Origin of the sequence: Chryseobacillus diguaensis, assembly GCF_049220665.1 — a bacterium.
Lineage (GTDB): Bacteria > Bacillota > Bacilli > Bacillales > Bacillaceae > Metabacillus_B.
Map to the genome: position 1 here is coordinate 240,181 of NZ_JBMKNV010000004.1, position 13,291 is coordinate 253,471.

Sequence of the window (13,291 nt, forward strand, 5' to 3'; positions counted from 1 at the left end):
TCCTTCTGGCATTTTTGTAATATCAATTCCTGATCATTTGTCGACTCATTGTTTGTTCTAAAAAAATTCTTGTATCCATTTCTTTTAAATCAGAAGAAATGATCGGACGAAATTCCATTTGGTTTAATATATCTCTTTCAATGTCAATACCGAGTGCCGTTTCTGTTAACACTAGACCTTCCTGTGTTAAAATAAATACTGCACGTTCTGTAACATAGATTACATCTTTGTAATGATCAGCCGCGTAATTTCCGCTAAATGTAATTTGCTGAACTTGGTTTGTAAATTTTTTTATATTCCCTTCTCGATGTATATTAATTTTGCCGTTTTCAATGGAAACTTCTAAACCAGCACTTGTGAAGGTCGTACAAAAAACCACTTTTTTTGCAGATTGGGTAATATCGATAAACCCGCCACAGCCTACGGTTCTTTTCCCAAATTTAGAGACATTTACATTTCCGAATTTATCGACTTCGGCTGCTCCCATAAAAGTGATATCAATTCCAACACCATGATAGTAATCGAACAAATATTCATGATCTAAGATGGCATCCGCATTCCGTGCAATTCCAAATTCGTTAGCTCCAATTGGGATTCCTCCGATAATGCCGGATTCAAGTGTTAGCGTCATATCTTGATTAAAACCTTCTTCATTTGTAATAGGGCCAATCACGTCACCAGGAATTCCGATTCCCAAATTCACAACTGCAGAGGGTATTAATTCCTGTACGGCTCTTCTGCCAATGACTTTTCGAATATCCATAGGTAGGGTGGCTAGACTCTTAGAGGGAGTTCGTATATCTCCAGAAAAGACAGGAGAGTAAACAGTACTGGGAACTTGGCGATGTTCTGTCTCTGGGTCATCCACAAGTACAAAGGCATCTACAAGATATCCTGGGACGACCACATCCTTTGGATGAAATGATTGTTTGTTGGCCAAATATTTCACTTGTGCAATGACTTTTCCGCCATATGCTTTAGCTGCATGAGCTGCCGAAAGAATTTCCAGCTTTAATGGCTCCTCTTCTGTCGTCATATTTCCATTTTCGTCGATGCTTGTTCCGCGAATAAAAACATAATCAAATGGAATCGAAGGATACAATAGAAAATCCTCATGATTAATGGAGAGGACTTGTATAATGTCCTTTTTTTCTTTCGTTCGTTTATTAATTTTTCCGCCCTCAATCCTTGGGTCCACGAACGTACCAAGACCGATTGGCGAAATTTGCCCTGGTAATTTATTAGCCATCGCGCGTAATAAATGAGTTAATTGTCCTTGAGGCCAGCAGTGGCACTCAATTTTATTTTCTTCAATTAATCTACTTATCTTTGGAGCAAGTCCCCAATGTCCACCAATAATGCGAGTTATAAGACCTTCTTCGGCGATATGCTCAATCCCGTTTGATTTGTCTGATTGTCCAGCTGTATGAAAAACGGTAAGATTATTAGGTTTTCCGGTTTCTTTATAGCACTGTCCAATCGCTTTTAGGATCTTGTCACATTGACCCATCCCGCCAAATCCAACAAGAGCAATAGTGCTACCATTAGGTATCTCTAAAGCTAAGTCGCTAGCATCCAATGAGATAACCATATTGACTCCTCCTGAAAAAGTTATAATTTCTTTTATTTTTTACATTTTGATAACGCTTACATAAATTATGAAACTATAGAACTCTTAACAAATGCGATGTTACTAACTTTCAATGCCTGTATAAGTAAATATTTAGAGAACCATTCCTCCGCCTACATTAATCACCTCCCCGTTAATATAAGAAGCTTGATCTGATGATAAAAATGCAATGCAGTTTGCTACATCTTCTGGATTTCCAGCTCTCCCCATTGGAATTTTTGAAATCATTAAATCCCATACCTTTTCAGGAACACCACGTGTCATGTCAGTATCTATGAATCCAGGACAAATGGCATTAACGGTAATATTTTTCCTCCCTAGCTCTCTTGCTGCAGTTTTGGTTATTCCAACAACACCTGCTTTAGCAGCAGCATAGTTTGCCTGACCTACATTTCCTAGCCAACTAGCAGAAGAAATATTAACAATTCTGCCATTCTCTTGCTGACGCATAACGGCGCTAGCTGGCTGCATTGTGTTAAACACACCTGTTAAATTAACCCCAATAACGGCATCCCATTGGTCGTGGTTCATTTTATGTAGCAGAGAATCACGGTTTATGCCGGCGTTATTAACGAGAATGTCCAGTTTCCCATGTTTTTCAACTGTCTTTTCAATTAGATGATTTGCTTGTTCTCTATCAGCTACATTACAAAGAAAGACCTCTGCACTTCCTCCATGTTCTTCGATTTGAGAAACCGTTGCCTCAGCTCCTTCCTGGTTCATATCACTAATTACAACATGGGCTCCTAAGTTAGCAAGCTTCTCAGCAATTCCCTTTCCAAGACCTCTGGCTGCCCCTGTTACAATCGCTACTTTTCCTGCTAAATTAATCATCTCTTATCCTCCTAATTTATCTTTTTTAAAACTTCATTGTCTTGCCATTTAAACTTTCAACAGGAATCCTAATGTTCGCGTAGATGACATCTTTCACCGATCTTTATTTTCTAATAATCGGCAACTTTGACGAATCACTAATTTCGGTTCGAGAAAGCGCTTCTGTGTACTATCTAGATCTTTATTATTCAGTAAACTAATTAACATTTCACACCCTATTTTTCCAATCTCATAAGCTTGTGCATCTACTGTTGTTAAAGGAACTCTAAAGTCTTCCGAGAAAGTGATATTATCTGAACCAATAACTGATATATCTTCCGGGATCCTGTAACCCTTATCCAATAAAGCTTTTATAGCTCCAAAAGCCATAATGTCACTTGCAGCGAAAATCGCAGTCGGTAGGTCTTTATTTTCAATAAGTGTTTGAACATCCCGGTATGCTCCGTTAATATCATAGGCGCTCGCAATAATACGATTATTTTTTAGTTTAATTCCGTGTTTCTTGACAGTATCTTTATATCCTCTTTCTCGTTCCCTGCTATTTAATCGATTACCACCAATAAAGGCAATATCATGATGTCCGTTTTGTATGAGAAATTCTGTTGCAAATTCCCCAACCCTGTAACTGTTAATGCGCACTAAATTTCCTTCATAATCACGGGGAGCACGATTAATAAGCACATGTGGAACGCTTTCATTTTTAAGAAATTGAATACTTCTTGAATTATCTTTGTCAACGGTAGCTAATACGACTCCATCTACTCCCTGGTCTACCATGGATTGAACCAACTCAAATTCTTTATGCTGATTATCACCAGTGGTACACAGCATAAGATTGTACTTATTGGATAAGGCAATATCTTCGACGCCTTTTAACAGAAGAGGATAAAAAGGATTGGTGATTTCTGTAACAACTACTCCGATAAGATACGACTCTTTCTTTTTTAAACTTCTAGCTAATTTGTTTGGGCGATATCCCAGGTCTTTTATTGCAAGCTCTACTCTGTTCTTTAACTCTTCACTTACAAATTTGTTACTGTTTATAACTGCTGATACTGTAGCAATTGATACTTTAGCTGTCTTTGCAACATCTTTAATTGTTACCATAATTTCAACCTCCAGCGAAACGTTTAGCTATAATTTTATAGTATGTCATTGTTCATGAACATTCAACAAAATTAAAGGTATTTCCAGTAAAACGTTTAGCTAAACGTTTCGCTATCAAAATATTATTACAACTTTTTTGAGTTGTCAATATAATTTAAAATTTTTAAAAAATATTCCGGAAATTGGTTTGATGTAAGCCCAAACTGACTTGATTGTTATAAAATAATCTTCATATCCGCCAGCACTATCTGACACCAGTGTCAGTTTCTTCAATTCGAGATCTTATAATTTAGCTGCCCTGGATTCATACTACTGTTCCTCCGATAAACATTCTGTGCATGTCCAAGATTCCCTTGAAGCTTGATCCACAAGGGCGGAAGTTAATCGATTATCTCCAAATACCCGATTCCATTGTCCAAATTCTAAGTTTGACGTGACAATGACACTTTTCTGTTCATAACAGTCGGCAATGATGTGATGTGAAACAATAATTCTGAACCCTGTTTTTGAAAAGGCACATAGCCCAGTTCATCCAAAATCAACAAATCGCACTTCACAATTTGCCTTTTTAGTCGATGTAAAGTCCCTTCCTTTACCGAATCTTCCAATTCCCCGACCAGATCTGCTACACGATAGAATCGAACATCATATCCTTTTTCACATGCTCTTGCACCGAGGGCGGTCGCTAAGTGAGTCTTTCCGGTTCCGGGCGAACCGAGTAGAAGAAGGTTTTGTTTTCCGTTTAAAAAGTGTAGGTCACTTATCTCCTCTTTTGTTGTGGTGGAGGGCAGATGGAGCTGCTCGATCCACTGGTAGTCTCTCAGCCACTTAAGCTCTCTAAACTTTGCTTTTTTTATCAGTCTGGCAATCTTGGAGTTTTTGCCGAGATGCCACTTCTTTACTCAATTCATTTCTTAAGAATTGCTCTTTATTCTCGTAAATTACTTCCTCGAATGCTTCGGAGACATAGGCAAGGTGAAGGATCTTGAAATTTCTTTTAAGTCCCTCATCATGAAGCGCTCCCGTTTAAGCTGGGACAGAGTTGTTTGTCATAGATGCCCATGTCTGTCTCGTAGCCAACCAGTATAGGTGGTCACCACTTCTTCCATCCTGTCCGGGTAGGCCGCTTCTTTCTTCCTCAAGTAAATAACCAAGTTCATGCGGCGCCCTTTCCATTTGTTGTTCCCCATCCAACACGAGACGAATGGCTTCAAGCGAATGTTTCTCTATCAATTTTGATAATCACCGATTCATTCCTTCGCTTTCAATCGCGTTATGGCTTTGAAACTCAAGCCTGTAACCCCGCCAGTGGTCATGAAAAAGGAAATGTAGAGAAGAAAGTGGGCTATGTTCGAGATAATCTTTTCACTACATTTCCAGAGATGAAAGATTTCTCTCAACTTGCGACCTGGCTGCACGAAAAAATGGTTCAGGATCAAAACCGACCTCACTACGAGAAAGGAATCCTGATTAAATATCTTTGGCTTGCGGATCGAAAGCAATTGCCCATAAAGGATCTTCCGATCTATACCGTCACAGAGGCGATCATTAATAAATATGGAGAAATCAGCTTGGACGGGGAAAAACATTTGATACGAAAAGGAAAAGTGAAACACGCACTAGTATTCAAAAAAGAGTGGGACTCTTTCACGTGCTTTACGAGTGAAGGAGAGAAGTGGTTTATCAAGAAGCCCGCGCCTACATGCATAAAACCCGTGACATCCCGTGGAAAGATGCTTTTCTCCCTTCCCGATTGTCACAACGGCTGCCGACAAATTGTCAATCCGCAAATGGGTTGGCACGCCTCCGGCCTGTTTGAACAATTGTTTCAATCCCTCCAAAAAGCACTCTGAGTTTTCAGCTGGGGGGGGGTGGGCAAAGCCTGCATTACTTTGTAGGAAACTCATAATGAGAACCTTTAGATCGATATATGCTCCGTCTTTCACCACCGTCATATGGCCAAAATCTACTTGAGCTTCACCCGGAGGGTGTTCGAGTCGTTCAAATCAAGTCTTTTTTTCGATCTTTAGGACTGGCTTCACGATGCTGAACATAATCACATACGGTTCGATAAGATCCTGGAAATTGGTGTTCCTCTTTCAACTGTTCATACATTTTTTTATTTCTACGTCGTTCTTCTTTAGCTTCATATCTTCTTCTAACCAGCAGTCAACAATCTCCCCGTATTCTTCTTCATACATCATTCCCCTCTTGAAGAAGGGAGTTCTTCCAGAGGAACTTCTCCATCTGCATACTTCTTTACGGTTCTCCAATTATTCCCCGTTTTTTCACAATCTCATTGATTGTTAAGTCTTCGTTATCTCGTAAATGTTTGATATACTTTACTTCAGGCATTGCTAGCATCCTCAATTCCTCCACCTGTTAAGATCTGTCAATCAAAACAGTAGAGGTTATTTTGGAGGCTGGCAAGCCTATTTTTTATGCAGTAAAGTTCTGCATGAATCCTCTGCAAAACTCTGTACTTTTATTTTGCAATTAACATCCTAATACACCCGTTCTCCAACAACTCCATTTGTTTCTGCTTCTTCAGTTCATATATATTCACTTTCCTGCCTCCCTAAATTGAAAAAGCCCTAACTCGCTTAGGAATTAGGGCTTATTGATCCTTTTCACTTATATAATATTTATTTATCTTTCTCTTTAATCCGGTTTATAGACAAAAAGAAAAGCCCCTCAGAGATTTCTCTCCACGGAGCCTTTAGACATACATCGGGTGATGACAGGCACCAGTTTATCATTAAAATTCATAACAGCCTTCCTTCCTAAGTTTATATTAGATTTCCCTTTGAGCCATTATTTTTATGGGAATGCAAAAAAACGCTCATTACAAAAACACCTCAGTCTTGAGATCCTTTTGTAATCAGCGTTATTATCCGAACCCAATAGGATTCTTTGCAAATAACTTCGTACTGCCTTTCGGTTATCCTCACTAAATAAGAGGTTTTCCGCTGGCTCAGTTGCTGATAGTGGATTTTGTGTCATTATAATATACTATATCGAAACAAGATTCAAGTAGTAGATTTTAATAAATAGAGAAAAACAGAGAGCTATATACTCTCTGTTTTCTTTTACACCCCACAATTATGCATTTGCATGAAGGGAGCAATTCACTAGGTAGCAATTATGGGTATAGTTTTGATTATCTATAACTACATTGTAAAATAGTTATCAAATTACTTACTTACAGTTACTCCAGCTTTTTGTGCATTATCAGCAACATCTTTAATATCAGTGCTTTGTGCATCTTTAGCAGCTACAGTAGTTAATTTACTTACAGTTGAAGCATCAACAGTATCAGCGAAAGTTAGAACCAATTTACCATCTACAACTGCTGCGTTAGCAACATCAATTGCTACACCTTGGTTATTTACAAGTTTTAGTTCATCTGAAACATCATCAAGAGCTGCTAAAACAAGTGCTTCTGAATAAGTTACAGTAAGCTCATGTAGGTCATTAGTAACAAAAGATTTAACTTCAGGTGCAGTATTATCAGTTACAGGTACCTCAGCAATAAATGAGTTATTCACTTTGTTATCTAGAGTTTGAACTCCACTCACACGCAATACCGCGTTTGTATCAGATGTCTGAACAAATCCTGCTGGGAGAGTAATTACTACCTTATTTTGGTCAAGTTTATTATTACTGTCTTTTCCAAAAGTGATAACCGTGTTAGATGGCAGTGATACACCATTTACTTTGTAAGCAGATGGATTAAGAGCCGAACCAGTGCCAGTTGCTTTTACTTTAGCACCAAAGTCAACAGTTACTTCGTTTTTAGCTGTAGCAGTTGCTCCAGCAATTTTAAATGTTGTTTCTACTGGTGCTCCAGTTGTGGTAGCATCAACTGTGAATGCATATTTTGCAGCTTTGTTTGCAGCTAGAGCTTTGTCTGTAACAACTCCTTCTGCGAAATCAAATCCGTACTTGTCTTCTGCAAGACCATTAGCAAGAGTAAATACAACTTTCTTGGCGTCTGTGTCAATTTTTGCAGAAACAACTGCTGCAGAATCTAAAATTTCACCTTTTGAGTTTACAACAGAAACTTTTGTTGGGTCTAAAGAAGTAACTTCTTCACTATAAGTAACAGTGAAACCAGTAACTTTTCCATTTGTTGAAGTTGTTTCAACTTTAGCTACACTTGGAGCAGTTGCATCTTTGGAAACGGATACTAACAATATCAGCCGCATTTGTGTTACCAAGTGCATCAGCAATAGTGTCTTTTGCAACCGTTAATGCAACTGTATCCGAATTACCATTTTTGAACAGGTAACTCTTATCCAAAGTAACCACATATTCTTTTGCATTGTCAGGATTTACTGTAATATCTGATACAACATTAGCAGTATAAGTTCCGACTTTACCTGAAATAGCTGGCTTTGCAGATAATTCTTTATTAAATGTTACTTTTACTTGGTTTTCACCAACAGATGAAACCGAAGTGATAGTAGGTGCAACATTATCAACAGAAACACTTAGAGGAGCAACTTGTTCCTCTTTAACATTTCCAGCAGCATCTTGTGCATTAATAACTGTTACATTGTATGTTTTAGTTGCATCAAGGTCTGGAACTGCGATAGTTACTTGGTTACCCACAACGTCTGGTGTAGTATAGTTAACACCATCAATTTTCACATTATCAATAGAAGTAACATCTTCATCAAAAGTCAAAGTTACAGTTTTGATTTTTTCAGTAGAAGCTTTTACAGTTGCTTTAGCTGAAGAAACTAATGGAGCAGTAGTATCGTTTACAGTTACCTTTTGGTTAACTGGAGCAGCAAACTGTCCATTTACACCTTTTACAATTTCAAAAGGAACTTTTACAGTGTAGTCACCCTTGAAGAAGCCAGTACCAGCTTTAATTGTAAGTGTTTTACCATCAGCACTAAGTTCTTGAGTTACTGTACCTGGGTTTTCAGCTTTGTCACCCGCTACTAATTTAATAACATCTGAAGTATCAGCAGCTTTTAATGTTTTAGCATCAACAGCAGCAGAGAATTTAACAACGATTTGTTTAGCGTTAATCGCACTTACACCAGTAACCATTGGAGTTAACTTAGCTTGGTAAGCGTCCCAAAGTTTTTGTTTGTTAGCTTTCAATTGAGCTTCAATTTTATCAAGTGTTGGGTATTTACCTGGGTATAATTTGTTACCTGCTGCTTTGATATCAGCTGCACGAACTTCTAAACGATCAAGTTTAGCAAAGTTAGCTTCAACGTCAGTCAATTTGTTAGCAGTAAGGTCAGCATCAATTTGTTTTTGAAGGTTGTAGCGAGAAACTTCAAAAATGATTGTTTCTTTCGCAATTTTAGCTGGTGTTACATATTTAGTGTTTACTGCTTCACGTGCAGGAGAACCAGCAACTTTACCAGTAGAACGCTCAACTGTGCCGATTGCTGTAGATACTGCGTTGAAAGCAGTTACAGTGTCGTCGTTAAGAGTTTGAGCAGAAATGTCTTCTTGAAGAGCTGCAACTTTAGTGTTAAGATCAGTTCCCACTTTAACTACGTCGATGATACGAGCAGCTTTAACACGAGTTACATCAGCAGCATCTAAACGGTTAGTTAGAGCTGTTTTTTGGCTACCAGAAAGGTGAGCAACAGCAGCGCGTGCATTTTTGATTGCAGCACTAGCTTCGCTGTATTTGGATGCGAATGCAGCACTTACCATTACTTGCTCTGGAGTAGAGATTACGAAGTAAGGCTAAAGTTGGCCAGTTAGGCTCTCCGCGTTTTTAACCATAGTTTCTGCAGAAGTAGCAGTTGCAGCGTGTGCTGGGTTAGCAGCAACAAGAGCGCTTGCAGCTACAGCAGCAGTAATTCCAAGCTTAGCAGCTTTGTTCTTAGACATGTGTGTTGTTCCCCTTTCAAATTGTGTTTAAAAATTTTGTATTGATAAACTAGCTGTAACTCTATGTAACAACCAGTTACCAAGAACAGGTTATATGTAGCTAATCCTACCAACCTAGTAGATTATTTCATATTTTGGATTAAATTTCAACAAAAATAATCCAATAGAAATAATCTATTTGGTCTACATTTAAGAATATTTTTCAAGTAGGACCACCTATTGACAAGTTTATAACATAGTTATCCAAATTTCTAGTAGTTTTTTGTAAAATATTCTTTTATATTGTAACATTTTCATAACATTGTATTAATCTGACATTATTTTTAGACATTTTCTCATATTTATTTCAAGGAATAATAGCTCTTGTAAATATTCAAAGAAGGTACTGTGAATTTATTTTTACCGCTGCCAATCGTAACTGGGTCACCATAATCTCTTAATCTTTGTTTCATCCATTCTACTTCTTGACCATTTTGCGGTCCGTTATATTTCGGCAGGAGAAATCCTAAAGCGCCTGTAACATGCGGTGCAGCCATGGAGGTACCGCTCATATAATAGTAATCCTTCTTAAAGACAGTCGAAAGAATAGAATCTCCAGGGGCAAAGATGGTCAGTCTCTTGTCTGCATTAGACCAAGGGGTTGCATGATTGCTTTGGTCGACAGCACCAACCGAAATAACATATGGTGAAGAAGCCGGATAAGAAACATTGCCGCCATCATTACCAGAAGCAACAACCATTAAGATCCCTTTGTCGTATGCTTTTTTGAAAATGTTCTCGAGAATTGCGGAGTTCCCTTCAATTCCAAGGCTCATGTTGATGACTTTTGCTTTTTTCTCAATCGCCCATGCAATGCCTTTGCTCACATCTGAAAGATAGCCCTTGTCATCGTCACCCATTGCTTTAATAATTAAGAGGTTCGCTTGCGGGTCCATGCCAGCTACACCTATACCGTTATTATTGGCAGCAATAATCCCTGCTACATGTGTTCCATGCTGCACTTTTGAATTATCCAGCGCTTCCCCTTTGATCTCCTTGCCATACAGATAAGTGACCTTCGCTTTGACTCTTCCTTTTAAATCCACATGATCAGAAATACCAGTATCAATAATAGCGATGCTGCAGGCGCAGCCTTTTCCTCTTAGCTTCACAGCTCCGGTATTTTTAATGCCCCAGGGTATCATTTGGGAATATCCCATTGCTTTGACAGGCTGATCAGCTTCTGCCTTTTTCACATAAGGAACTTTTTTGAGTTCTTTTATTCCTTTGTTATCGCTTGAAACAAGGGCAAACTGCATTTGATCAAGGGAATAGTGATCTACAATTGTAAAACCTTCCCTTATTAGACTATTTTGAATATTGTTATTAAAATTTGTCAACTCAACTAAATACTTATTCTTTGGTGCTGCTGTATGCCCAATCGAACCCGATGTAACGAAAGAACCACACAAAATCAAGCATATGATCACACCTTTAAAAAAATGCTTCAACATTTTCACTCTCCACTTGTCATTTATCTTCTCTATCGTAAGCGCAGAGCATAAAAAAAACTAGATGGTTTCCCATCTAGTTCAAAATATTTTTTACAGATTTTCTTCCAACGGAGTAATACTCCACTGGATGCTTTTCCATTTCTTCCACACTGAAGCAGTTGCGTCCGTCGAAAATAACCGGCTGCTTCATTTTGCTGATGAAAGAATCGATTGATAGATTTCTTACCTGCTCCCATTCTGTTACGATAAAAGCAAAGTCAGCATTGTCAATCGCTTCTTCAGGACTTTCAACATATACGGTTTGTTCCGGAAGAAGACGCTTCGCATTTTCAACTGCAGTCGGATCATAGGCAACAACCTCTGCGCCTTCATTTACCAGCTCTTCAGCCAACACGATGGAAGCTGCTTCCCTCATATCATCTGTGTTCGGTTTAAAGGCAAGTCCAAGTAATGCCACCTTCATGCCCTTCAAATCGCCGAATCTAGCTTTTGCTTTATCAACAAGCATGCGCTGCTGCTCACCATTCACCTGGATAACTGACTTTAAAAGGTTAAAGTCATGCTGCACATAGCTTGCGATTTGAACAAGGGCATTTGTATCCTTTGGGAAACAAGAACCGCCGTAGCCGATACCTGCTTTAAGGAATTTGTCGCCAATACGGTCATCCATTCCCATACCAGCTGATACATCTTCCACGTTTGCTTCCAGCTTTTCGCATAGGTTTGCAATCTCATTGATAAAGCTGATTTTCGTTGCCAAAAAGGCATTTGAAGCGTATTTGATCATTTCCGCACTGCGGATATCGGTTTTGAAAATTGGAATGCCAAACGGTTTGTTTACTTCTTCAAGAACAGCAGCTGCTGCTTCATTTTCAGCGCCGATTACAATCCGGTCGCCTTCAAATGTATCCTTTACTGCTGAGCCTTCTCTTAAGAATTCAGGGTTTGACACAACGTCAACCTTTACATCCTTTTTAAGGTTTTCAAGCACGATGGATTTCACATGCTCATTTGTTCCAACTGGAACAGTACTTTTTGTTACAACGATAACATCATTTTCGATGTTATTGGCAATGTCTTTTGCTACCTGCTCCACGAAACGCAGATCAGCCTGTCCATCTGGACGCTGAGGTGTTCCTACTGCAATATACGCAACCTTTGCATCAGCAAATGCTTCTTTATGATTGGTAGTGAATTGAAGTCTCCCTCTGTCAATGTTTGCTTTCATCAGCTCATCAAGACCAGGCTCAAATATAGGGGAGATCCCCTGCTTCATTCTTTCCACTTTTTTCTCATCGATGTCTACGCACGTTACATGATGGCCAATTTCAGACAAGCAAACGCCTGTCACAAGACCGACATATCCGGTGCCTACTACTGCTATTTGCATGTGATTTCCTCCAGTTTGCTCTTCTCAGTAAACGCAAAGATGCTGCTTTTCGTAAGTGATATGTATTGACTGGGTAATCTTTTAGTCTTTTATAACTTCCTTCAAGTAATCCATCACTTGATTTCTCAAGTCTTCTCTTTCAAGCGCAAAATCAATGGATGCTTTAATAAATCCGAATTTATCTCCAACATCATATCGCTGGCCGTCAAAGTTGTACGCATGAATCGGCTGTGTTTCATTCAGCACCTTAAGGGCATCTGTCAGCTGGATTTCTCCGCCTGCACCTGGAGGCAGGTCATCAAGTATAGAGAAGATCTCAGGTGTTAAAATATAACGTCCCATGATGGCATAACGGGATGGAGCTTCTTCAGCCTTTGGTTTCTCAACAAGTGAGCTCACAGAAATCAGCTTGTCGCCTTCTTTTGTTTCACTGGTTGGAGCAATGATACCGTACTTTGACGTGTCTTCTTGAGGAACCTGCTGCACGCCGACAACACTGCGCTCGCTTTGTTCAAAAGCGTCCATAAGCTGTCTAGTGCAAGGGACTTCAGAACGAACGATATCATCGCCAAGCAGGACAGCAAACGGCTCATTGCCGATAAAACGGCTGGCGCAATTGATCGCATGTCCAAGTCCTTTTGGTTCTTTTTGTCTTATGTAATGAATATTCGCAAGGCTTGAGATCTCCTGCACCATATCCAGCATTTTTTGTTTTCCTTTTTTAGCAAGTGTTTCTTCAAGTTCATAGGATTTGTCAAAGTGGTCTTCGATCGCACGCTTGCCGCGGCCGCTGACAATAATGATGTCTTCGATTCCTGAAGCCACAGCCTCTTCTATGATATATTGAATGGTTGGCTTGTCTACGATTGGAAGCATTTCCTTAGGCTGAGCTTTTGTAGCAGGCAAAAACCGTGTCCCTAAGCCTGCAGCTGGAATAATCGCTTTTCTTACTTTCATCAGTAATGTCCC

Annotated in this window: 11 protein-coding genes and 2 pseudogenes; 1 reads left to right on the forward strand and 12 read right to left on the reverse strand. The window is 39.2% G+C overall.

Annotation, left to right across the window (positions count from 1 at the left end):
* Window positions 1-22: 22 nt before the first annotated feature.
* The 5 genes and pseudogenes from ACOT8F_RS08495 to ACOT8F_RS08515 all read right to left on the reverse strand — a co-directional run bounded on the left by ACOT8F_RS08495 (window position 23) and on the right by ACOT8F_RS08515 (window position 4,804).
* Complete coding sequence (locus ACOT8F_RS08495; protein WP_421651232.1) at window positions 23-1,591, reverse strand: acyl CoA:acetate/3-ketoacid CoA transferase; 1,569 nt, start codon at window positions 1,589-1,591, stop codon at window positions 23-25.
* 132 nt (window positions 1,592-1,723) lie between these two features.
* Window positions 1,724-2,464: a 3-oxoacyl-ACP reductase FabG gene (gene fabG, locus ACOT8F_RS08500; protein WP_421651233.1), complete on the reverse strand. Its 741-nt coding sequence runs from the start codon at window positions 2,462-2,464 to the stop codon at window positions 1,724-1,726.
* 93 nt (window positions 2,465-2,557) lie between these two features.
* Window positions 2,558-3,571 (reverse strand): LacI family DNA-binding transcriptional regulator, encoded by a 1,014-nt coding sequence (locus tag ACOT8F_RS08505; protein WP_421651234.1) that lies wholly within the window; start codon window positions 3,569-3,571, stop codon window positions 2,558-2,560.
* 360 nt (window positions 3,572-3,931) lie between these two features.
* Window positions 3,932-4,584 (reverse strand): annotated as a pseudogene (istB, locus tag ACOT8F_RS08510) (IS21-like element helper ATPase IstB); the annotation flags it as partial.
* A 13-nt stretch (window positions 4,585-4,597) separates the two neighbouring features.
* Window positions 4,598-4,804 carry a hypothetical protein gene (locus ACOT8F_RS08515; RefSeq protein ID WP_421651236.1) on the reverse strand — a complete coding sequence of 69 codons (207 nt, stop codon included), beginning with the start codon at window positions 4,802-4,804 and terminating at the stop codon, window positions 4,598-4,600.
* Between the two features lie 2 nt (window positions 4,805-4,806).
* Between ACOT8F_RS08515 and ACOT8F_RS08520 the strand changes: the two genes are divergently transcribed.
* The gene (locus ACOT8F_RS08520) at window positions 4,807-5,424 is read left to right on the forward strand and encodes a hypothetical protein (protein ID WP_421651508.1); all 618 of its coding nucleotides are present in this window, start codon (window positions 4,807-4,809) and stop codon (window positions 5,422-5,424) included.
* On the opposite strand, the pseudogene ACOT8F_RS08525 reads toward ACOT8F_RS08520, so the two are convergent.
* From ACOT8F_RS08525 to galU, 7 genes and pseudogenes are all read right to left on the reverse strand, one after another.
* A pseudogene (locus ACOT8F_RS08525) lies at window positions 5,314-5,935 on the reverse strand (transposase); the annotation flags it as partial. The gene ACOT8F_RS08520 and the pseudogene ACOT8F_RS08525 overlap by 111 nt on opposite strands.
* 830 nt (window positions 5,936-6,765) lie before the next feature.
* Window positions 6,766-7,767, reverse strand: coding sequence for a hypothetical protein (locus ACOT8F_RS08530; RefSeq protein ID WP_421651238.1), 1,002 nt, complete (start codon window positions 7,765-7,767; stop codon window positions 6,766-6,768).
* Window positions 7,721-9,280, reverse strand: a complete 1,560-nt coding sequence (locus ACOT8F_RS08535) for a hypothetical protein (RefSeq protein ID WP_421651498.1) — start codon at window positions 9,278-9,280, stop codon at window positions 7,721-7,723. Before ACOT8F_RS08535 ends, ACOT8F_RS08530 begins: the two co-directional genes overlap by 47 nt.
* Window positions 9,281-9,292: 12 nt before the next feature.
* On the reverse strand, window positions 9,293-9,439 hold the full coding sequence (locus ACOT8F_RS08540) for a hypothetical protein (RefSeq protein ID WP_421651240.1): 147 nt from the start codon (window positions 9,437-9,439) through the stop codon (window positions 9,293-9,295).
* Window positions 9,440-9,780: 341 nt separating this feature from the next.
* Window positions 9,781-10,932 carry a S8 family peptidase gene (locus ACOT8F_RS08545; RefSeq protein WP_421651241.1) on the reverse strand — a complete coding sequence of 384 codons (1,152 nt, stop codon included), beginning with the start codon at window positions 10,930-10,932 and terminating at the stop codon, window positions 9,781-9,783.
* Window positions 10,933-11,005: 73 nt separating this feature from the next.
* Complete coding sequence (locus ACOT8F_RS08550; RefSeq protein ID WP_421651243.1) at window positions 11,006-12,322, reverse strand: UDP-glucose dehydrogenase family protein; 1,317 nt, start codon at window positions 12,320-12,322, stop codon at window positions 11,006-11,008.
* Between the two features lie 81 nt (window positions 12,323-12,403).
* The gene (gene galU / locus ACOT8F_RS08555) at window positions 12,404-13,279 is read right to left on the reverse strand and encodes a UTP--glucose-1-phosphate uridylyltransferase GalU (RefSeq protein ID WP_421651245.1); all 876 of its coding nucleotides are present in this window, start codon (window positions 13,277-13,279) and stop codon (window positions 12,404-12,406) included.
* Between the last annotated feature and the right edge of the window lie 12 nt (window positions 13,280-13,291).